Origin of the sequence: Streptomyces triticisoli, from assembly GCF_003270085.1 — a bacterium.
Taxonomy (GTDB): Bacteria; Actinomycetota; Actinomycetes; order Streptomycetales; family Streptomycetaceae; genus Streptomyces; species Streptomyces triticisoli.
The window spans coordinates 21,124-42,079 of sequence record NZ_QFDQ01000083.1 but is presented as its reverse complement, the minus strand read 5'-3'; the positions used below and the strand labels follow the sequence as shown (position 1 = coordinate 42,079).

The 20,956-nt window shown below is 71.3% G+C and carries 18 protein-coding genes and 4 pseudogenes; 6 read left to right on the top strand and 16 right to left on the bottom strand.

Annotated elements, in window-relative coordinates; genetic code table 11:
* Position 1: 1 nt before the first annotated feature.
* Complete coding sequence (locus tag DEP02_RS14990) at positions 2–823, bottom strand: PaaX family transcriptional regulator (RefSeq protein WP_112467817.1); 822 nt, start codon at positions 821–823, stop codon at positions 2–4.
* A 25-nt stretch (positions 824–848) separates the two neighbouring features.
* Complete coding sequence (locus DEP02_RS14985; RefSeq protein ID WP_112467816.1) at positions 849–2,480, bottom strand: AMP-binding protein; 1,632 nt, start codon at positions 2,478–2,480, stop codon at positions 849–851.
* Positions 2,481–2,628: 148 nt separating this feature from the next.
* Here DEP02_RS14985 and DEP02_RS14980 point away from each other — a divergent pair, with 148 nt between their 5' ends.
* Together DEP02_RS14980 and DEP02_RS14975 are read left to right on the top strand one after the other, a co-directional pair.
* A complete protein-coding gene (locus DEP02_RS14980) occupies positions 2,629–3,765 on the top strand; it encodes an acyl-CoA dehydrogenase family protein (RefSeq protein ID WP_112467815.1) in 1,137 nt (378 codons plus the stop codon).
* On the top strand, positions 3,762–4,160 hold the full coding sequence (locus DEP02_RS14975) for a RidA family protein (protein ID WP_112467814.1): 399 nt from the start codon (positions 3,762–3,764) through the stop codon (positions 4,158–4,160). The genes DEP02_RS14980 and DEP02_RS14975 overlap by 4 nt, the downstream gene beginning before the upstream one ends.
* 48 nt (positions 4,161–4,208) lie before the next feature.
* Here DEP02_RS14975 and DEP02_RS14970 read toward each other — a convergent pair whose 3' ends face one another.
* The 4 genes from DEP02_RS14970 to trxA all read right to left on the bottom strand — a co-directional run bounded on the left by DEP02_RS14970 (position 4,209) and on the right by trxA (position 6,527).
* Positions 4,209–4,586, bottom strand: a complete 378-nt coding sequence (locus DEP02_RS14970; RefSeq protein ID WP_112467813.1) for an ArsR/SmtB family transcription factor — start codon at positions 4,584–4,586, stop codon at positions 4,209–4,211.
* A 200-nt stretch (positions 4,587–4,786) separates the two neighbouring features.
* Positions 4,787–5,161 carry a roadblock/LC7 domain-containing protein gene (locus tag DEP02_RS14965; RefSeq protein WP_112467812.1) on the bottom strand — a complete coding sequence of 125 codons (375 nt, stop codon included), beginning with the start codon at positions 5,159–5,161 and terminating at the stop codon, positions 4,787–4,789.
* A gap of 368 nt (positions 5,162–5,529) precedes the next feature.
* A complete protein-coding gene (locus tag DEP02_RS14960; RefSeq protein ID WP_112467827.1) occupies positions 5,530–5,817 on the bottom strand; it encodes a metal-sensitive transcriptional regulator in 288 nt (95 codons plus the stop codon).
* 341 nt (positions 5,818–6,158) lie between these two features.
* Positions 6,159–6,527 (bottom strand): thioredoxin, encoded by a 369-nt coding sequence (trxA, locus tag DEP02_RS14955; RefSeq protein WP_112467811.1) that lies wholly within the window; start codon positions 6,525–6,527, stop codon positions 6,159–6,161.
* 358 nt (positions 6,528–6,885) lie between these two features.
* Here trxA and DEP02_RS14945 point away from each other — a divergent pair.
* A pseudogene (locus DEP02_RS14945) lies at positions 6,886–7,014 on the top strand (DUF4232 domain-containing protein); the annotation flags it as partial.
* A 296-nt stretch (positions 7,015–7,310) separates the two neighbouring features.
* Here DEP02_RS14945 and DEP02_RS14940 read toward each other — a convergent pair.
* The 7 genes and pseudogenes from DEP02_RS14940 to DEP02_RS14910 all read right to left on the bottom strand — a co-directional run bounded on the left by DEP02_RS14940 (position 7,311) and on the right by DEP02_RS14910 (position 16,291).
* A pseudogene (locus DEP02_RS14940) lies at positions 7,311–8,007 on the bottom strand (isocitrate lyase/PEP mutase family protein).
* Positions 8,008–8,046: 39 nt separating this feature from the next.
* A pseudogene (locus tag DEP02_RS14935) lies at positions 8,047–8,340 on the bottom strand (3-deoxy-7-phosphoheptulonate synthase); the annotation flags it as partial.
* A gap of 485 nt (positions 8,341–8,825) precedes the next feature.
* A complete protein-coding gene (locus tag DEP02_RS14930) occupies positions 8,826–10,094 on the bottom strand; it encodes an extracellular solute-binding protein (protein WP_112467808.1) in 1,269 nt (422 codons plus the stop codon).
* Complete coding sequence (locus DEP02_RS14925; protein WP_112467807.1) at positions 10,091–11,113, bottom strand: hypothetical protein; 1,023 nt, start codon at positions 11,111–11,113, stop codon at positions 10,091–10,093. Before DEP02_RS14925 ends, DEP02_RS14930 begins: the two co-directional genes overlap by 4 nt.
* Before the next feature lie 19 nt (positions 11,114–11,132).
* Positions 11,133–12,521: a vWA domain-containing protein gene (locus tag DEP02_RS14920; protein ID WP_112467826.1), complete on the bottom strand. Its 1,389-nt coding sequence runs from the start codon at positions 12,519–12,521 to the stop codon at positions 11,133–11,135.
* 79 nt (positions 12,522–12,600) lie between these two features.
* A complete protein-coding gene (locus DEP02_RS14915) occupies positions 12,601–14,922 on the bottom strand; it encodes a tetratricopeptide repeat protein (RefSeq protein WP_112467825.1) in 2,322 nt (773 codons plus the stop codon).
* A gap of 46 nt (positions 14,923–14,968) precedes the next feature.
* Entirely contained in the window at positions 14,969–16,291 is a 1,323-nt protein-coding gene (locus DEP02_RS14910; protein ID WP_112467806.1) for a S1 family peptidase, read from the bottom strand.
* A gap of 91 nt (positions 16,292–16,382) precedes the next feature.
* Here DEP02_RS14910 and DEP02_RS14905 point away from each other — a divergent pair, with 91 nt between their 5' ends.
* Positions 16,383–16,733 carry a trypco2 family protein gene (locus DEP02_RS14905; RefSeq protein WP_112467805.1) on the top strand — a complete coding sequence of 117 codons (351 nt, stop codon included), beginning with the start codon at positions 16,383–16,385 and terminating at the stop codon, positions 16,731–16,733.
* Between the two features lie 435 nt (positions 16,734–17,168).
* Here DEP02_RS14905 and DEP02_RS14900 read toward each other — a convergent pair whose 3' ends face one another.
* Positions 17,169–18,188 carry a hypothetical protein gene (locus tag DEP02_RS14900; protein WP_112467804.1) on the bottom strand — a complete coding sequence of 340 codons (1,020 nt, stop codon included), beginning with the start codon at positions 18,186–18,188 and terminating at the stop codon, positions 17,169–17,171.
* A gap of 186 nt (positions 18,189–18,374) precedes the next feature.
* Between DEP02_RS14900 and DEP02_RS14895 the strand changes: the two are divergent.
* Positions 18,375–18,704 (top strand): annotated as a pseudogene (locus DEP02_RS14895) (PIN domain-containing protein); the annotation flags it as partial.
* 36 nt (positions 18,705–18,740) lie between these two features.
* Positions 18,741–19,079: a hypothetical protein gene (locus tag DEP02_RS14890; protein WP_112467803.1), complete on the top strand. Its 339-nt coding sequence runs from the start codon at positions 18,741–18,743 to the stop codon at positions 19,077–19,079.
* A gap of 158 nt (positions 19,080–19,237) precedes the next feature.
* On the opposite strand, the gene DEP02_RS14885 is transcribed toward DEP02_RS14890, so the two are convergent.
* Together DEP02_RS14885 and DEP02_RS14880 are read right to left on the bottom strand one after the other, a co-directional pair.
* Entirely contained in the window at positions 19,238–19,720 is a 483-nt protein-coding gene (locus DEP02_RS14885) for a hypothetical protein (protein ID WP_198668446.1), read from the bottom strand.
* A gap of 378 nt (positions 19,721–20,098) precedes the next feature.
* Positions 20,099–20,563 carry a hypothetical protein gene (locus tag DEP02_RS14880; RefSeq protein WP_232839123.1) on the bottom strand — a complete coding sequence of 155 codons (465 nt, stop codon included), beginning with the start codon at positions 20,561–20,563 and terminating at the stop codon, positions 20,099–20,101.
* Between the last annotated feature and the right edge of the window lie 393 nt (positions 20,564–20,956).

Here is a 20,956-nt window from a genome sequence, read left to right as displayed (position 1 = left end):
GTCACGGCCCGACGAACTCGGCCCCCGCGTCCCGCAGCCGCTCGTGCAGCCCCCGGAAGACGGTGGCCGAACGGGCGCCCGGCCAGTCGGCGGGCAGCAGCCGGGCGGGCAGGCCAGGGTCGGCGTAGGGCAGGTGGCGCCAGGAGTCCAGGGCGAGGAGGTAGTCGTGGTAGGCCTCCTCGGGCGGGGTGTCCGCGCGCTGCTCCCAGGCGCGCAGCACGCGCGCGTGCCGGTCCAGGAACGCCTCGTGCTGCTCGGCGATCGCCGCCAGGTCCCACCACCGCCCGACCGCCTGAGCGGTCGGCGTGAAGCCCAGGTGCTCGCCGCGGAAGAAGTCCACGTACGGGTCCAGATCCAGCCGCTGGAGCGTGTGCCGGGTCTCCTCGTACAGCCGGGACGGGGCGATCCACACACCGGGCGCCGCCGTGCCGAAGCCGAGCGCGGCCAGCCGGGAGCGCAGCACGTGCCGCTTGTTGCGCTCGGACTCAGGCACGGAGAACACCGCCAGCACCCAGCCCTCGTCCCCGGGCTGCCCCGTGGCGTAGATACGGCGGTCGCCGTCCTCCAGCAACTGCCTTGCCTCGGCGGAGAGTTCGTAGCCCGCCGCGCCTTGTGCCGTCCGGGCCGGCAGCAGCAGCCCGCGCCGCTTGAGCCGGGACACCGAGGAGCGCACGGACGGCGCGTCCACCCCCACGGCGGCCAGTAACCGGATGAGCTCGGCGACGGGCACCGGGCCGGGGGCGAAGCGGCCGTAGGCGCCGTAAAACGTGACGATCAAGGACCTCGGGGCGTGTTGCGCGTGCTGGTCGGACACGTTGATCATCTTAGGCCGTCGGTATCACTGCTGGTCACCGTGGCCGCTGGGGACCACTGTCCGCGCGCAGCCGGAACCGCTGGAGCTTGCCGGTGGCCGTGCGCGGCAGCGCGTCCAGGAAGACGACCTCGCGCGGGCACTTGTACGGGACCAGCTCGGACTTGACGTACGCGCGCAGCGCCTCCGCGTCCCGCCGCGCGCCCTCCCGCAGCACGGCGTAGGCCACCACGACCTGTCCGCGGGCCTCGTCGGGCCGCCCGACGACCGCCGCCTCCACCACGTCCGGGTGGCGCAGCAGCGCGTCCTCGACCTCCGGTCCGGCGATGTTGTACCCGGCCGAGACGATCATGTCGTCGGCGCGGGCGACATAGCGGAAGTAGCCGTCCGGCTCGCGGACGTAGGTGTCCCCGGTGACGTTCCAGCCGCCCCGCACGTACGCGCGTTGCCGCGGATCGGCGAGGTAGCGGCAGCCGACCGGCCCTCGGACGGCGAGCAGACCGGGCTCCCCGTCGGGCACGGGGGCGCCGTGCTCGTCCTGCACGCGCGCGTGCCACCCCGGTACGGGCACGCCCGTGGTGCCGGGCCGGATGTCGTCGTCGGCCGCCGAGACGAAGATGTGCAGCAGTTCGGTCGCGCCGATGCCGTTGATGATCCGCAGCCCGGTCCGCTCGTGCCAGGTGTGCCAGGTGGCCGCGGGCAGGTTCTCCCCGGCGGACACGCAGCGCCGCAGCGACGAGACGTCGTAGGCGTCGAGCCGGTCGAGCATCGCGCGGTAGGCGGTGGGCGCGGTGAACAGCACGGACACCCGGTGCTCGGCGACCGCGGCCAACAGCTGCCGCGGATGGGCCTGTTCGAGCAGCAGCGCGCAGGCGCCGGCACGCATCGGGAAGACGACGAGCCCGCCGAGCCCGAAGGTGAACCCCAGCGGGGGACTGCCCGCGAAGACGTCGTCCGCGCGGGGCCTGAGCACATGCTTCGAGAAGGTGTCGGCGATCGACAGCACGTCCCGGTGGAAGTGCGCACAGCCCTTGGGCCGCCCGGTGGTGCCCGAGGTGAACGCGATGAGCGCCACGTCGTCGGCGGCGGTGTCCACGGCCGGGTACGGCGTGCCGGGCGCGGGGCGGCGCAGGAGGTCGTCGGAGGAGTCACCGCCGTACGTCGTGACGGCGAGCCCGGGCACCTCCGCCCTGGCCAGGTCGTCGACGGACCGGATGTCGCACAGCGCGTGCCGGACCCGGGCGATCTCGCACATCGTGCGCAGCTCGTGCGGGCGCTGCTGGGCCAGCACGGTGACGGCGACCGCGCCGGCCTTCAGCACGGCCAGCCAGCAGGCCGCCAGCCAGGGGGTGGTCGGGCCGCGCAGCAGGACGCGGTTGCCGGGGACGATGCCGAGGTCGCCGGTGAGGACGTGGGCGACGCGGTCGACGCGGGCGCGCAGATCGCCGTAGGTCCAGGCCCGTCCGGCGGGGGTACGGAACACCGGGCGCCCGGCGTCCGCGTGGTCCAGCAGCTCGGCGGCGCAGTTCAGCCGGTCGGGGTAGCGCAGCTCGGGCAGGTCGAAGCGGAGCTCGGGCCACTGGTCCGGGGGCGGGAGGTGGTCGCGCGTGAAGGTGTCGACGTGGGCCGAGGCCGTCGGCGGCCGGGTGCCGGTCCTGCTCGGGTTCATGGCGGTGCGCCCCCTTGCCGTGGTGGGCGTCGTGGTGGGCTCGCACAGGGAGCGTAGCGCGTTGGTGACGACAGTCAACGGTGCGCGATACGGTGGCTGTGTCCCGGCTGGTTGCCCGGAAGGACCCTGACGCAGGGAGGACCGGCGAATGCCCGCATTCTCGCTCGAACCGGAACAGGCCGCCCGGTGCGCCGAACTGCGCGCCCTGGCCGCCGACCGGCTGCGCCCGCTCGCGGACAAGGGCGAGCCGGGCCACGTCAACCGCGCCCTGCTCACGGAACTCGGCCGACTCGGCCTGCTGGCACGCCTGTTCACCTCGGGCGCGCTGGACCTGTGCCTGATGAGGGAGTCCCTCGCGTACGCCTGCACCGAGGCCGAGACGGCCCTCGCCCTCCAGGGCCTGGGCGCGCACCCGCTGCATGCCCACGGCACCCCGGCCCAGCGCGCCCGCTGGCTGCCGCGGGTGATCGAGGGCACCGCGGTGGCGGCCTTCGCCCTGAGCGAGCCGGACGCGGGCTCGGACGCGGCGGCGCTGACCCTCCGGGCGGAGCCCGAGGGGACTCGCTGGCGGCTCAGTGGACAGAAACGCTGGATCTCCAACGCCCCCGAGGCCGACTTCCACACCGTCTTCGCACGTACGACACCGGGCGCCCGCTCCCGTGGCGTGACCGCGTTCCTGGTCCCGGCCGACCGCCCCGGCCTGACCGGCACCGCGCTGGAGATGCTCTCCCCGCACCCCATCGGCGCGCTGGACTTCGACGGCGTACCCGTCACGGCGGACGACGTGATCGGCGAGGTGGACGGCGGCTTCCGGGTGGCCATGGGCACGCTCAACCTGTTCCGCCCCAGCGTGGGCGCCTTCGCCGTGGGGATGGCGCATGCGGCACTGGACGCGACCCTCGTCCACACAGCCCGCCGGGAGGCCTTCGGCGGCAAGCTGAAGGACCTCCAGACGGTCGCCCACCAGGTCGCCGAGATGGCCCTGCGCACGGAGGCGGCCCGCCTGATGGTGTACGCGGCGGCGACGGCGTACGACGAGGGCGCCCCGGACGTCCCCCGGCGCGCCGCCATGGCGAAACTGCTCGCCACCGAGACCGCGCAGTACGTCGTCGACACCGCCGTCCAACTGCACGGCGCACGTGCCCTGGCCCGCGGCCACCTCCTCGAACACCTCTACCGCGAGGTGCGCGCACCCCGCATCTACGAGGGGGCGAGCGAGGTCCAGCGGGAGATCATCGCCAGGGAGCTGTACGCCCAGCCGCACACCACCGGGGAGGCCCCGTGACCGCCGAGCGCGTCAACCCGCCCGAACTGTCCCCGCCCACGGGCTTCTCCCACGCGGTGGTGGCCACCGGCTCCCGCCTGCTGTTCCTGGCCGGCCAGACCGCATTGGACGCCGACGGCAAGGTGGTCGGCGACACCCTGCCCGCGCAGTTCGAACGCGCCCTCACCAACCTCCTCACCGCCCTGCGCACCGCCGGCGGCACCCCCGCCGACCTCGCCCGCGTCACGGTCTACGCCACCGACCTCGCCGCGTACCGCGCCCACGCCCCCGAACTCGGCCGCTGCTGGCGCCGGTTGGCGGGCCGGAACTACCCGGCGATGGCGGTCGTGGGAGTCGTACGCCTGTGGGACGAACAGGCGCTGGTCGAACTGGACGGCTTCGCGGTCCTCGAGTAACGGCGGCCGGTCGTATGCCGCCGAGGGTCGCCTCGAACCGCTCTTCCGCTACGGGTGACCGGTGCCGGTGGACACGACGGCCGGGCCGGCGCGACCGCCGTCGGTCTGCCGGAGTTCGGCGAGCAGTTCGTTCTGGCCCACCAGGAGTTCGGTGAGGATGCGCCGGGCCGCGCGCAGCAGTTCGGCGACGTCGCCGCCGGCGAGCGCGTAGCGGACGGTGGACCCCTCCCGGATGGACACGACGATGCCGGACCGCCGCAGCACGGCCAGTTGCTGCGAGAGGCTGGACGGCTCGATCTCGATGTCGGCGAGAAGGTCCCGCACCGGCACGGGACCGTGCTGGAGCAGTTCCAGGACCCTGATGCGCACGGGGTGTCCGAGCATGCGGAAGAACTCCGCCTTGGCCTGGTAGAGGGGGACCTGCATGAGTGCTCGCTCCCTGCCGCGTCGGGGATGGACCGAAGGTGCGACGGCACCCCGGAGGGCGCCGCCGCGGAATGTGCCCTGCACAGCCGATTCTTTGCGCCCCCGGCCGCGCGCATCCACCATTTGGGGTCATGCTGATGTGGTGACTTGAAGAAGTCTTCACATCACGGGCGCACGTAGGCCGAGGGCACGGGAAAGTCCTAGATCTCGAGTTGTTCCTCGACGCGCTTGAGCTGGTGACGGGCCATCGCCAGGTTCGAACGGCCTTTGTCCAGGACGAGGTAGAGGAACAGGCCGTTGCCGTTGCGTCCGGTGACCAGGCGGATCAGGTGGTACTGACTGCCGAGCGTGATCAGCACGTCCTCGATCTGGCTCTGCAGGCCCAGCTGTTCCATGGTGCGCACCTTGGCGCGGATGACGTCCGTGTTCCCCGCGGCGGCGATGGTCAGATCCAGGTCCTTGCCCCCGCCCAGGGTCCCCAGGGCCATTCCACTGGTGTAGTCGACGACCGCCGCGCCCAGCGCCCCCTCGACCGCGGCCATCATTTCCTTCAGCGACACTTCCACACTTGCCATGCTGCCTCCCCTTGATCGTCGGCTGGGCGCGGCGGCCGTCGCCGTCCCGCCCGGTGATCGCACCGTAGGCGCGCGCCCACGGCGTTCGGGCGGAGGTCTTCAGGAGTGGCGCCCGTTGACCGAAGAGTGCTGGGGATGGACGGTTCGGTGACCACAACTGTCCTGCTGTGGAGGAAAGTTGATGAAGATGGCATCCCGTGGCGTGGTGTGGTCGATCCTCGTCCCCATGTGCCCGGACGGCGGCGGGTTCGTCGTTTTCGTGACCGGACCACGCATCGCCGGAGTCCACGGCCCCTGGTTCGAGTACTACCGCGATGGGCGCCCGGTCACCGCCTCCGGCCCGGTGATGGGTGCCGTGGTGAAGTCTGTTACGCCAGCGACAGGAACAGCCTCTCCAGCCGGGCGCGCATCGCGTTCGCGTCCTCGTCGTTCGTCCGGCCGGACTCGATGTCGGCCACGCACTTCTGCAGACCGGTGGCGATGATGGCGAAGCCGGCCCGGTCCAGTGCCCGCGAGGCGGCGGCGAGCTGCGTGACGACGTCCTCGCAGTCGCGTCCCTCCTCGATCATCCGGATCACACCGGAGATCTGACCCTGTGCCCGGCGCAGCCGGTTCAGCACGGCCTTCAGGTCCGCACCCTCGAGCTCCAACTCCAACTCCACGATCACTCCTCGAAAAATACCCCTTCGGGTCCTGTATGTCTGGTTCGGGTCGGTGTCGACCAGGCCCGTACCCGGCTCTGTGCGAGTCGGCCGTGACCGACGTGCGGACGCCCGCAGGTCATCGGATCGGGCGCCGGCTGGAGGTGCGGCACGCCGCCGAGCGCGGCATGTGCGCCACCGCCCTGGCCGACGGCGCCGGCGCGTGGGCTGCTCGGCCGGTGTCACGGGCGGCCGCGTCTTCTCCGCCCTCACGAACACCTGCGGCACGGCGGCCGTCTCGGCGATCTGCCGTACAGCCGCCCGCACCCGTGGAGGCTTCGTGGTCGCCCTGGAGGTCAGTGCGCTCCCGTCGAGCCCGCGGCCTGTCGGCGCACGTCCTCCATGTCGACGGCCCGGATCCTGCCGATGAGCTCCTCCAGTGCCTGCGGCGGCAGGGCACCCGGCTGTGAGTGCAGCACGGTCCGGTCGCAGACGGCCATGAGCGTCGGGATGGACGAGATCTGGAAGGTCGCCGCGAGTTCGGGCTGTGCCTCGGTGTCGACCTTGCCGAAGAGGATGTCCGGGTGGCGCTCGGCCGCCTTCTCGAAGACGGGGCCGAACATGCGGCACGGTCCGCACCAGGCCGCCCAGAAGTCGATCAGCGCGATCTCCGAATCGGTGACGATCTCCTCGAAGTTGTCCTTGGTCAGTTCGACGGTCGGCATGGGTTCAGCTCTCCTCTCGTATACCCGGTGGGGTATCCCGGGTATTCGGTGCAACCGTTGCCGGTCCGGCTTTGTTCCAGGCAGATGGGCGGCAGCGGGAACCAGTACATGTGCTCGAAGCCGGCAGGCGGCCCGGTGGGGCCGTCGTCATCCCCGTCTCCCGGGCCCGCCGCGGCCGGGGACGCCCCCTCGGGGCCGGGCTCCCGGAGCTCTGCCACGTCACCGCGCGTCATGCGGTGACGCAGTGGTGCCGTTGCTCCACACGGTCCCGGCATGCGCGGGGCGTGCGGCCGGCCCGCCTGCCCCGTCCGCCGGGCCCGCTGTGTGCGCGGAAGCGCGCAACATGTACCAGCTGAACGCGAAGCCCGGCGCCGCACCGGTGACGGTCGTGCCGGAGCTGGACCTGGGGACGACGGGGAAGCTCGGGGTCGGTGCCTGGCAGAAGGACGAGCCGACGGCCCCGGCCCCGACCCCGGACCCGGACTGAAGCTTCTCCTCTGCGACTGGACACCTGGAGACGGGGACATGAGGTTCCAAGCGCCGGCCGCCGACCTGACCGGGCGTGACGTCACCGCGCCTCCCTCGTCGTCGGCGCCCTGTCCAGGGCGGCCGGGCGCGTCGGGGCTTCGGCGGTCCAAGAGGCGTACCGGCTCGTGCTTCCGCGACCGGCGACGTCCGCGCGAGCACCCGGTCTTCGGCCGTCCCGCCCCGGCGGGACCAGGCAACGCCATCACGTCGCCCTCGCGGTGCGCGGAACTCCCGGCCCCGTTCACCGCGGGTGCGTCAGCGCAGTTCCGCCGCCATCGCCTGGACCACCTCCGTGATCCGGCCGTGCAGGGTGTGGCCGTACGTCACCCGGGCCGCGCCCAGGGTGCCCAGCTCCGACGGGGCGGGGCCGTTCGGGAGGCAGAGGGCGTTGATGGGGCGGTCGACCGTGGACGCGATGTCCGGCAGGAGCTCCGGCGGGGCCAGGATCGGGTAGATGACGTCGGCGCCGGCGCGGGCGTAGAGCACGGCACGCTTGACCGTGGCCTCCACCGAGCACTCGCCGAACAGGTACGTGTCCACGCGGGCGTTGAGCACCAGGTGCTCGCCCGCCACCACGCTGACCTCGGCCAGCCAGTCAGCGTGCTGTGCGGCGTCCTTGAGGCCGCCGGTCAGGGGGTCCGAGTCCTCCAGGTTGCAGCCGACGGCTCCGGTGTCGAGAAGGCGGTCGACGAGTTCCTGGGGGGGCCAGGCCGTAGCCGTGTTCGATGTCCGCGGTCACCGGTACGGACACGGACCTCACGATGCGGGCGATCGCGGCGAACATCTCGGCGGGCGGGGTGTGGCCTCCGTCCCGGTAGCCGAGGGTCGCGGCGACGGCCGCACTGGACGTGGCCAGGACGGGGAAACCGGCGTCCGCGAAGGCGCGGGCGCTGACCGCGTCCCAGACGTTGGGGACGACCAGGGGGTCGGACGGATCCTGTCGTTCGTGCATCGCGTAGAACCGCCGCGCGGGTGCGAGGGTCTCCACTGCTCACCTCCGGCTGAGCTGGTACTTGGCGTACAGGTCGGACAGCTCCCACGCCAGGTCGAGGGACTGTCCTCGGTTCAGCCTCGGGTCGCAGGCCGTCTCGTAGCGGGCGGGCAGGTCGGCGGTGGTGACCTCGTACGTGCCGCCCAGGCACTCGGTGACGTGTTCACCCGTCAACTCGGCGTGGATTCCGCCCGGATGAGTACCGTACTCCTGGTGCACCTCGAACCGGCCCCGGATCTCGTCGAGGATGTCCGCGAGTCTGCGGGTCTTGCGTCCGTCGGGCGCGGTGACGGTCCACGTCCTGCCCGCCACCCGTTCCGTCGTCCGTGCGGCCCTCCCGGCCTCCATGCTCGGCCGTGCCGAAGGAGACGGCCGGGCAACGGGCCACCGCAGCGCTGTCCGACTCCCCACACCCGTTGTCCGGGGCGACGGCAGCGCTGCCGAGGGCCGCCGGCCCGTACGCGTGGCGGGCGGCACCGAGCGTGCTGCCGTCGCTTCCCGGGCCGGCGAACTCCGCGGACCCCGGCCGCCGGCTGCTCCACCCGGGCAAGACCCCCGGATCGCAGCCGGACCGTCTCCAACCACCGGAGACGGTCCGGGAGTTCCCCACCGCGTCGAACGCCGGCGGGGCTGCTCATGCCCGCCGAGAACCACCGGACAGCGCGGACCGACCGGGTGAAACCGACACGAGGCCTGTTGTATTCACACATCGGGACGGGGCCATGCCGGGTGGCTGCGTTCCGCAAGGCCGGCACAGGCGGCAGGCACCGCCCCGTCGCTCACCGCGTACTGCACACCGTCCTCGGAGCCGCTCCGTTGTCGACGCCCTGCGCGGACCGCGCGTCCTGCACCCTCTGCACATCCTTGAGGAGACCCGGGACGTCGGGGTCCTGACCGGTGGCGACCCGTGCGATGGTCAGCAGAACGGCCTCGTAGAAGGCGCCCCGTACGGCAGGTGCCATGACGTCCGAGGCGTCCAGGCAGCGGGGCCCTTCACGGAGCCGTCGTGCGATCCCGCGTTCGACCGCGTTGCCGTGGGGCTCCACCCGGCGGTTCGCCGAGAAGACATCAGCCAGATCGGCCCACTTCTGCTGGCCCTCCCTGGAGGCCAGCCGACGGATCAGTGCACGGGCCTGGGGGCGGTCGCTGAACAGCGCCGCGAAGTCGCCGGTCACCTCGTGGGCCCGGACCCGGCCGCCGCCTCCGGGCAGGAGCGGAGCGGAGTCCATCAAGCGTGCGTGCTTGGTGTCACTCCGGTAGAAGGAGCGCGCGAAGGAGCCCTGGTGCTCCAGGGTGCACCCGCCCCGGCCCTCGAACAGCAGCCCGTGGCTGTCCGGGTCGCCACGGTGGTCGGTGAGCAGAGCACGCTCGGCCGCCTCCCTGTTCTGCCGGAGCAGACCGGCCCATGCCTCCCAGGCGGTGCGCACCGGATCACTTCGCCACCACTTCACCCCGCCTGTGCCCAGCGCCCACTTCTCGTAGGTGTCCGGGCCCTCCCGTTGCAGCACGAGGTCCTCGATCCAGTCGGTGCCGGGCCAGCCGGAGGCGCCGTCGTCCCCCATGCCGATGCACCAGCTCTCCAGTGGGGCAGGTGCGTTGGCGGGTCTGTGGCCCTGGCGGTACCAGACGATGCTCTTCAGGTCCGCCTTGACCGGAACCCAGTAGACGTCTTCGGAGGCCGTGCCGGTCGGCTTCCAGGGCGCCCCGTACTCCTGCGGGTCGTAGAGACCGTTCAGCGGTTTGAGGCGTTTCTGGTCGGCGTACTCGGCGAGTTCGCCGATACCCGGCATGATCACGATGTCCGGGGGCTCTCCCGACTGCACCTTGGAGAGCAGCACCTCCCGTTGGGCTGCGGTGCCCTGGTAGCGGAAGGGAATGCCGAAGCCCCGTAGCACCGCCTCGAACTGCTCCGCCTGTTTGGCCGTCCACGTTCCGAGGATGGTCACCGGCTCCTCGTCGTCGGGCTGCGCCCAGAGCACCACCATGCCGCCGGCGGCGATCAGCAGCATGACCACGAGGAGGACCAGCACCTTGAACCGCCGGGTCACCGCCGCCTCCAGTAGTCGTTGTCGAGCCGGAGACCGAGCCCCAGCGCGGGCAGGACGATGACCAGCAGGCAGCTGACGAAAGTGCCCTGGTACACCCTGTCGGTCCAGGCGTCGTCGGCCAGTTTCTGCCGGACACCCTCCGACTTCTCGGTGACGAACCGCTGTGCGTCGGCCAGTCCCGAGCCGCTCGACCGGGACACATCGGTGATCTGCCACAGATCCCTGAGCGCCCCGTCGAGGGCGTCCACGGTGGAGGACGCCGTCATCAGCGGGACCACCGCGAGCAGCACGGTGAGGACGAAGGCCGCGAACAGGTACGGGTTCCAGTCGCGGCCGCAGCGGTCGCGCAGCACGAACAGTGCCGAGAGCAGGGCCAGCGCCATTACCGCCAGGGCGAGTTCGGCGAGCCACCACCCACTGCGCTGCCACCGCCCCATGGTGGCCGTGGCTTCGGCGTGCTTCATCTGGACCTGCTGCAGTGCGGCCAGGCGGGGTGCGAGTCCCACCGTCTCGCGGGTGAGCAGCGAGTGTGCTTCGCCGAGCTTCTGCTCCCGCATGAGGGGCTGGTCACGGTAACGGGACGTACCGAGGCTGAGCGAGTTGCTGTAGGTGGCGAGCAGACCCTTGACCGTGCCGAGGTCCTGGTCCGTGCGGTCGGCGATCCGGGACAAGCCCTGGTCGGCGGCCGAGAGCTGGGACCGGTAGGTCTCACCCGAGCCCGCGACGTCGACGAGGTGCATCCTCACCAGGGCATTGGCCTCCTGGTCGGCACGCAGCGCCGCGAGCCGGGTGGCGGCGAGCCCCTGCACGGCCGGCGCCTCGCGGGACGCGAGTGCCTCGGCGTCACGCTGGGTCTGACGGCAGGAGAGGAACAGGGCGGTCGACGCCACGGCCGCGGACAGGAACAGGACCAGCAGGTGCACTTCCAGCAGCCGGCGGGTCCGCCAGGGGCTCAGGCGCTTGCGCCAGAAAGCGGGGAGGGAGTATTGGCGCCAGGAGGTGGCGCGTCCGGTCGTCACAGCAGCTTCTCCCCACTCGTCACAGCAGCTTCTCCCCGCATGCGATGCAGTAACGGGCCTCGTTCCCGGCCGTGGTGCCGCAGGTGCCGCAGCGCGGGCCCGGCCGCGCACCGACGGCGTCGGTCAGGGGCCCGCCGGGACGAGACCCGGCCCGCAGAATCATCGGGCCGAGGGTGTCGGTGTCGATGGTGCGCAGCCGGATCCGCCCCGCGGCCGCGTCCTCGATGTCGGCGACCGTGCGGATCTCCTCCAGTACCCAGTCCGTGCCGAACCGGGTCGCCAGCCGGGCGGCCTCTCCCAGGTATTCCTCGGCGATGTCCCATTGGTGGTTCTGGAGAGCGACGAGTCCCTGACGAAGAGCGCTCCGCATCCTGGCGGTGGCGTTGAGGTCACGCACGCTGTCGGCGCCCGACGGGGCGTGGAGCGGGGACTGCTCGGGGAGGTGCCAGCGGGCGGTGACGGGCGCATGGACGTCGCCGATGGAGACCATGGCGAACTGCAGCTCGGTCTCCAGCGGGTCGGTGTCGGCGTCGGCGACCAGGGTGAGCAGGTAGTCGCGTCTGCCCTGCTTCCACTGGTAGGTCGAAAAACTCCAGCGGTGCGGTCGGCCGGGCTGGGGCAGCCCGCCGAGGCGGTGCGGCCGGGGAGCCTTCTCGCTGAGCGAGACCTGGCGTACGGAGGGCCGCACGGTCACCTCGATCGGCAGCTGGGGAGTGTGCACCCGGCGCAGCCGCTGGATGGCGGCGGTGATCGCACGGCCGAGCCCGTCCTCCACGAACTCGGCGGTGCCGTGCAGCCGTTCGGCGAGGGTCAGCAGGGGGTCGGGAGCCCAGTCCGCACCCACGGCGAACACGTCGCAGGTGAACTGCCCCGCGCAGGCGTCCAGTTCCTCCTCGAGGCGGGTCTCGCCGGCGGCGCTGCTGCCGTCGGTGATCAGCACCAGATGGTGTACGGACACCGGCCGGCCGGCGAGCAGGGCGCGCGATCCGGCCACCCAGGTGGCGTACCCGGCAGGCCGCGGACCCTCCCGGTGCAGCGGGAGCGAGCCTGCGGCGAAGGCAGCCCGGCGCCTCTCGGCCCGGTCGGCGACGGCCCACTCGTCGTCGCCCCTCGGGTAGTACCGGACCGGCTCGGGGCCGCTGCCGAGCACGGTGAAGGAGATGCGGTCGGGCAGGGCGCGCAGCGCGGCCGGCAGGGCGTGCCGGACGGCAGCCCGGTTCGTTTCGGCGACGTCCACCGCGATGATCACGGCGAGCTCGGCCGCGGGCAGGTCGGTGGGAGCGCCGTCGGCGGCCACGTCGACCTGAAGATGGGCCTCGATCTTCGCGCTTCGGTGCGGGCGCAGATCGCCGCCGAGGTCGACGCGCAGTCGGATGCCCGGCTGTGGCGGCCGGGTGTGGCTGCTCATGTCGTACGTCACCGCTCCTTCCCCTTCGTCGCCGTGCGCACCGTGCGCCGGGTGCCGTTCGGTCTGTCGTACGGTGCGGTCAGAACACGGTCTGAGGCCGTACCGCGTGCAGGAGGTCCACGAGGTGGTCGTGGGCGGCGGCCGGCTCGCGGTGGCGTGCCGCCAGTCGCCGGTAGTGCGACTCCAGCCGCGTGCGCAACTCGCGCTCCGGTGCGCTCAGGCGTCTCAGACTGCGGGCGTCGAGCCGTCCGGCACCCCTTCCCGGAGGGCCGGGCCGGTCGCTGAGGCTGTGCACCGCGTCCAGTTTCCATTCGTGGAGTTCGGTTCTCAGGCGCAGTGCCTCGTCCTCGGACAGGCTCGGCTCCCCGGCGCCCGGTATCCGACCCACGAGGCCGTCCACTTCGGCCAGTGCCGCGTCGATCTCGTCGGACGCGGGCAGCGGATCACCGTCTCCGGGCAGCCGGGCCGCACGTATGCGCAGGGAGGCGATCCGGGCGACGGTGTGGTCCAGGGTGCCCTGCCGGACCCGGCCGAGCACGTCGATGGCCTCCTTGCGCTCGCCCGCGCGGAGCGCGAGCCTGGCCAGGCCGAGGGCGGCGCCGCCGTGCGCGGGGTTGCGGGCGAACACCGCCTCGTACAGTTCCTTGGCGGTGTGCCCGCCCGTGCCGTCGCCGAGCAGTTCCCCGCAGTAGGCGAGAGCCAGTTTGGGTGCGTACTCGCCGGGCAGTTCGAGGTGGACCTTCGTGAAGTGTTTCCTGGCCTCGGCCAGCTGCCCCTCGGCGACATGACGCAAGGCGTCGTCGAGGCCGGCGCTGCGCAGCGCGAGCAGGGCGCGGTGCCACTCCAGCCGCCACCGGCGCACGGCGGGCGGCCCGGGGACGGAGTCGGCCGTGTCGATCTCCTCCTGGGCCCGCTGCAGGTCCTCCCGGGTGTTCCGGCCCAGCAGGACGCGCACGTTGTGCAGGCAGATCTCCACCGAGCGCGGCTTCTCGTCCTCCAGGACGAGGAGTCGGTCCGGGTCGTAGCCGCTGCTCACCTCGAACCGCGCGGCCTGCGGGTCGCCCGGATACGGCCTCGGTACCGGCAGGCAGCCGGCGATCTCGGCGGGCGTGGGGGCGCCGAGGTCGAGGGCCGGTGCCACGGGTGACTCGTACCGGTCGCGGCGGGGACGGTCCAGCCAGTGCTCGATGCCCGGAACCGTGCCGAGCCGGGCGCCGAGCAGCTGGGTGGACGGCCGGAAGTAGTCGGAGGGCTCGGGCGGGTCGCTCTTGCCGCGCAGCGCGCGGATCTCCCGCAGGGCGCCGCGCAGTTGGCCGACCATCTCGCGGGCGTCGGCGAAGCGCCGGCCCGGGTCGGTCCGGACGGCACGCTCGACGACCCGCTGGAAGGAGGCGGTGCCGAGGCCGGGCACCTCGGCGACGGCCCAGCGGGCGAGTTCCCGCAGGGTGACGCCGACGGTGTGCAGGTCGTGGGCGACGGTGGGCACGGACGACACCCCGGTCTCGGGCGGCATGTAGCCGGGTGTGACGTGGGCGGGCGGCTGGCTCTGGCCCTGTTCGCGCATGCCGCCGAGATCGATGACCTTGACGCCGTCCCCGTGGTGCACGACGTTGGAGGGCTTCATGTCCCCGTAGACGAAGCCCCGTTCGCCGTCGGAGTGCAGGTGGACGAAGGCTTCGAGGATCTGGCAGCCGTACGCCGCGACGTGCTCGATGTCGAGGACGGACTCACCGCGGCGGACCTCCTCGACGACTTTCGCGAGGGTGCCGTCACCGACGTCGTCCATGACGATGTAGCCACCGGTGACCTGACCGGTGTCGTCGCTGCGGGCGACGAAGTCGCGGATCTGGACGATGCGGGGGTGGCGGATGGCGACGAGGTTGCGGCGTTCGACGTCGGCGAGCCGGACGCCGTCGTGCTCGTACCGGTTGAGCAGTCCCTTGACGGCGACGACGTCACCGAGATGGGTGTCCTCGGCGAGGTAGACCCAGCCCTGGCCGCCGTGCGCGATGGGACCCATGATCCTGTACTGGTCGCGCAGCATGTCGCCCTCGGCGAGTTCGGGCTGGTACGAGTAGCGCTCGCCGCAGGCCGGGCAGAACCCCTCGATCGGCACCGGGCCCTCGGTGTAGGGCGGGGCGAAGGTGATGCCGCAGTCGGCGGCCGAGCAGCCCATGAGGATGCGCGACGCCTCGGGACGGATGAGGCGTTCCTCGGCGGGGCGCGGCTCGCGCTCGGGGAGCGCGAGGGGTTCGCGGGGGCCGAATTCCCGTGGGTCCTTCGGCAGGGCGGGCAGCCTGCGGCCGTTCTCCGCGCGGCCGCAAGCGGCGCAGTAGCCGGTGGGCAGCACGGTGCCGCCGCAGGGGGCTCCGTCGAAGTACCGGTGCGGGCAGGTCGTCATCCTCGCGCCGTCCTCCTTCCCTGCCCGGGCCGGGCGGAGCACCGCATCACCGGCCTCCATGGCGGCTCAGGTCGGTGCGCAGGGTCCTGATCAGCGCGCGCAGCCGGGTGAGTTGCTGTTGCGGGTCCCGCACGTCGTCGACCAGGCGGCGCTCGGCCCGGCGCCGGTCGGCCGTCTCGGTCACGGAGCCGAGGGAGGCGCTGTCGACGACGTCGCGGCGGACCGCCCGGCTGAACTCCGCGCGCTCCAGACGGTCGAGCAGCGCGTCCGCGTGGCCGAGGAGCGCGGGCCGCAGGAGCCGGTCGCGGGACGCGGTCCAGCCGGTGCCGCCCTCGTGGCGGAAGACGAGCAGCAGCCGGAAGCCGAACACCCTCAACCGGGCGAGGAGTTCGATCAGAGGACCCGGCTGGGGCTCCTCGTCGAGACCGTCGACGAGGACCGTGACCGGTCGCACGGGCGCGCGGTCGGCCGCCCGCGCGGGCCGGGGTTCGGCGCCGCTCAGCCAGTCCCAGTACGCCAGGTACTCGCCGGCCGGGAAGGTGACCTGGTCCAAGGCGTGGTCGATGAGGTCCGGCCTGCTGGCGCCGCCGCGATGGACGACGTGGGCGCGGTGCAGCAGATGGCGCAGCGAGCGGTCCTTGCCGCTGCCCGGAGGCACCACGGTGATCTTCACCGGGTCCTCGTCCGGGTCGTCGAACCACCGGGTCAACCGCTCCTCGAAGCCGTGATCCCAGGCCTGCAGGTTGCTCAACTCCTTGATGACAGGCGAGAGTTCGGCGATGCGGTCGACGGGGATCAGATACGAGAAGGCGAGCCGGTTGTCCTCGGGCAGCAGTTCACCCATGTCGCCGCGCCAGCTGACGACGAGGCCGACCACACGGACGGGACGGCCTTCCTGCGGCCGGGTGCACACGGCGGCGCCGCTGAACCCGGCACGCACCACCTCCGCCCTGGCGACGGCGTCGAGCTGCACCCGCTCACCACTGACGCCGCCGATGCGTCCCCACAGGCTCATGCCGTCGTCGAAGCCCTCCGCGTAACCGGTCGCGTACACCTCCATTCCGCCCCACAGCCCGGGTTCCAGCAGGGCGCGGCGCGCCTGCGGGCGCGGGCTGTCCAGGCGCAGTACGGCGACGTCCTCGCCCCGCTCGGCCTCCGGCAGCCAGCCGCCGGGCATGACGCGTGCGGAGACCGGCTCGAGCCCGCTGTTCTCGGCGAACTCCAGCCACATGACGGCGTCCGGGTGGCGCACCACGTGTGCACAGGTCAGCGCCGTGTACTGGTCGACGAGCACACCGGCGCCACAGACGGGGCCGTGCGCGTGCTCGCGCCGCAGCCTGAGCCTCCAGTCCGCACGCAATTCCCCCATGCTGTCTCACATTACGTGCAAAGCATGGTGCGTCCCTAGACTTGTGGGCGGGTTGGGTCGGTCAATCAACTGAAGTCGGCGGTGTGTTGACATGAGGGATACGGAACCGATCGGTCTTGCGGAGGCCATCGGCACGGTCCGTGCGGAGCTGGCGCGGGCCCAGTCCGAAGGGGCGGAGAGCGACTGGCGGTTCAGCGTGGAGCAGGTCAGCCTGGAGTTCTCGGTGCAGTTCCACCGGGCCGGCGAGGGCGGGGCGGGTCTGCGCCTGGGCGTGGTCGAGGCACGTCTGGGCGGCTCGGTGAGCCATGACTCCACGCACCGCATCCAGGTCGACCTCAAGCCCCTTCCCCGCCCCGACGGCCGCCACCACGAGGTGAGCCGCGAGGACGCCCCTGCCCACCACCGCCCAGGCCCGCACGACGGCTCCCTCTCGCGGGGCTGAGCGGGTGATCTGGCGTTCTGCGTCGACGGCCCGGCGGGCCTGGCCGACCATCCCCGTTCCGGCGGCTTCGGCGAGGGCCACGCTGTGCGGCCCTCTGCGGGAGGCGGCCCGACGCGTGGCGCCGACCCGGTGGACGATCTCGTGGACCTGGCCGAGGACGCGGGGATGTACGAGGCCACCGCCACCCCCCCGGCGCACCCGGTGACGGCCGTATGCCCGGCGGCCCTGCTGGACACGTGCGTGTTATACCCGACCTACCTGCGGGACGCCCGGCCGCGATCAGACACGACGTCAGGGGCGGCCCACCGGACGACAGCTGTGCCCGACAGGCCAGGCCCACGCCTGGCCGCGCTCAGTGTTCAGGAACGGTCTCGTCGGGTAGGGCGATCACACGGGGAGCCGGCGTGGAGAGCACCGCCCGTGTGTGCTCCTTTGTCAGTCGGTCGAGGAGCCGGGGACTTTCGGGCCCCGGCTGGGGATTCCGGTCTGCTCCGGGCTCTGGGCGGGTGCGGGGATCCGGTCCGTGGCGGAGGGCGCGGCGAAGACCTCGTCGAGGGTGGTCGCGTCGATGGCGCGGTCGAACCAGAGATCCAGGACCGGCATGTCCGTACAGGTGGTGACGCGCTGTCGGGTCTCTTCCGTCATCGGGAAGCCGCGGCGCTCCATCAGGCGCAGCAGTTGCTCGGCCTTTCCGGCCACGCGTCCTTCCTCGCGTCCTTCCTCGCGTCCTTCCTCGCGCCCTTCTTCCTGTCCTGCGAGGCGGGCGTCGCCCACGATGGTGCCTCGCCTGGGGGTGAAGAGAGTCCTCATCAGGTTCCTCCAGATCTCCCGGGCGTGTTTGCTGCCCAAGCCGTCCTCGATCAGTCCTGCCAAGTCGTCCCGCGCTTCGCGGTCCGCGTCCTGAGCCAATGCCTCGCCCACCACTGTCAGTATGCCCTCGATGTCCGGGTCGTTGCTGTGGATCCACAGGCAGAACGCGGCGAAGTCCAGGTCGGCCGCAGCCTCTTGGACCTGGCTCAGACGCGGAACATTGCACGGCCCCAGCACATGGGGAACCGTCACCTGGGTGGGGCGCCCCACGCCAGTACTCAGAGGTCTGGCCGCCCATGCCGCCGTCGCCGTGTCCACGCACAGGACCAGCAGGACGACCTCGAGTTTGTACCGGTCACGCAAGTACGCGACGTAGTACGGCCACGAGGTCTCCTTCTTCGTTTCGATGCCGCTCTGTGCCTCGAGCAGCAGGATGAACGGATCGCGCCCGTCGGGACGGACCACCCGCAGCACGGAGTCCATGTGCCGGGTGAACATCTTCGGGGCGCCGGAGGCGTCCGTCGGGAGAGGTTCGGTGGTGACACCGGGCGGGATCCCGAGTCCCAGGAGGCCCAGCGCACGGTTCAGCGCTTTCGGACGTCCCGGCAGGAAGCCGTGCAGGGTGTCGTGACTGACGTTGGGCATGATCTGAAACTATGCGCGGAACAAGAACATTCGTTGGTTTTTGGTCTGTGATCACCCATTGGACTGAACCGTCTGGACTTGATGACGAGGCGGGGCGGCCTGGCGCGGGCGACGGCTCACGTGGCGGCTCCGACCGGCACGTCCCCGCCGTTGCTCCGACCGCAGGACTGGGCGGTCTCTCTTCGCTCTCCGCTGGTGGTCACGGAACTGGACCATCTGATCCATCGCGACCTCGGGTTCTCCGCGGCCATGCAGGTCATGGAGGCGCTCAACGACCGCATGCTGGAAGGCCAGTACAGGCTGGCGGAGCTGCGGCCGGCCGACCTGGTGGCTGCCCACGAGGTCCGGGCCAAGTACGACGGACTGCGGCTCGATCTGGCCGACGCGGTGGGCGTCGTCCTGGCGGACCGCTACAGGACGGACCGGATCTTCACCCTCGGCCAGCGTGACCACCGGGCCATCACACCGCTCACGCGTGGCCTGTCGTCATTCCGCATCCTGCCTGCTGGCGGCTGACCGGTGCCTGTTGTATTCACACATCGGGACGGGGCCATGGAGGACGGGAGCGAGGCCGGTGTCCCCGCGCTCGTCGCCGAGCTCGACGGGCCGGTCGACGACGAGCACCCGGACGTGTCGGTCACGGACGGGGAATCCTCCTGGACCGTCTCGGCTTTCCAGGGAGGGACCCTGGTGCTTGAAAAGCTCGATGACAGCGACATCGAGCCGCGCCACCTGCCGCATGTTTCGCGCACGGAGATGACCCGGGTGATGGCCATGGCGGCGCGCGGTGACCTGCACGCTCTCCAGCAGCTGGACTGGCTTCCTGGTGACGATTGGCCAGCGACCAGGCAGCCCCATGACCTGCCTCAACAGGCCCTTGCGGAATGCTGACTTGAGGGGATTTCGAACTTGAGCGGTGCGTCTCGTCAGTGCGCTGACTGTTCGTCACGGTGTTTGATGTGCAAGGCGGGACTGGGCCCCTGGATGCAGGACGCCCGTGGTGCCGAGTACTCGGGTGCGCTACTACTGGGCAGCCAGGATGCTCCGGGTCACAGTGACCAGCTGAGATCCCTGTCAAACCCGGGGCGGTTCGGGGCGCCGGTGTGATCGCTGGTCGTGATCCACCTGTGGGTGAAGGCGACGGGAATGTTCAGGGCGAGGAAGTTCTTCCCGTCTCCGGTTCGGGCGCGCAGGTGGATGCGATGCCTCGCCACCGGAACTGTCGGGGGGATCTGCAGGTGCCAGGTCTGCTTCCATGGCCCGGCGGGTGGCCGGGGGTCGCCCGAGAGGCTTGTGCCCATGGCTGCCAGCAGATCGGGCAGTCTGTAGTTTTTGTCCAGTATTTTCATCGGGCCGACCTTCATGATCACCCTGCAGGTGACCCGGGTCAGGTCGACCGTCTCCTTGAGGTGGCTGTGCATCTCCCAGCGGAGTGGGTGTCCAAGGCGCGGCAGGGTGGGCGTCAAGGTGATGTCGAGGATGTGCATGACGTAGCTGTCGTCGCTCGCGTCTTCCACCAGGTGGTAGTTCATGTCACTCCTCCCGTGGGGTCGTGGGTGGGGGAGGGGGTCGGGCCAGGTGTGCGGCGTGTGCTTTCGTCGCCCGGTCGGGCTCGCCCGACCGCCGCGGAGGATTTCGGTGGCTGTTGTTCGGGGATGGCGCCAACGGCAGGTGGTCCAGCGGGAATCTGCTGGAGGGTGAGCCGGTGAGGCAGGTGGACGTCAGCGCGGCCGGACCCGCAGCGCCTTCTGTCCGGTTTTAGGATGGCGTGGCAGGCGAGTGGATCGTCAGGCAAGGGGCGGGTGCGAGCACCACGAGCGGGGTGCCCACGGAAGGCGGGGGCTGAGATCGGAACCCCGGCCCGATTACGGCGGGCCGGGGTTCTACGTGGTTCGCCTCATGCGGCTGGCTCAGTAGTCGAAGTCCTCCTTGTCGTGGTGGCGGTGGATCACCCGGAAGCTGCCCACCACTCCGTTCTTGACGTGCACGCCCTTGACGTCGTTGCGGATGTTGAAACTCTTGGAGCCCAGGCCGCTGATCACGGTGATGCAGCCGTCCGGGTGGGCGGAGAACGACCGCTCGTTGACGAAGATCCGGCCCACCCTGTGGTGGCGCTTGTTTTTCTCGTGGCCGCGCTCGCCGCCCTCGCCACGATCGCCGCCCTCGCCACGATCGCCGCCCTCGTTGCCCTCGTTGCCCTTCCCCTGTCCGCTTCCGCCGTCCAGGAGCGCTTGGGCGGGAGCGGGCGCCTGCTGGACGACGGCCGGAGCCGCCTGTGGCGCCGATGAGGGGGCGGCCGTGGCGTAGGTGATACCGGTCGCGGTCAGGGCTGCGGCGGCCGCGATGCCCGCGGTGATGGCGGATGAACGAGACATGATCATGTCGTTTTACTCCTCTCTCAGAGAGGCCGGCTGTGAAAGCCGACGTGTGATTGAACGTACTTACGGCCCCCATAACTGTCATTTCGGGCATGCCGGAAGGGTCGGTACCGGGGGGTCGAACGAGGTACTCCGAGCACCCGCACGTCCGATTCCCCATCCACTGACGGCCTGTCAATCCCTCGAATACAAAGGGCAGATTGATGATCGATTAGGCCTTCAGGGTGATCTCTGACGCCTGCTCACCCATGCGGCGGCGGGTCGCCTGGAACTGCCGGCGCGATGAGCCCCGGCATACCGGGACAGGCGGGTCACAGTCCGGATCGCGGCGGCCACCCTGTCCCGCCAGGGCTTCGGGGCCTCCTGCTGAGCGGTGGGCACGCTGATGCC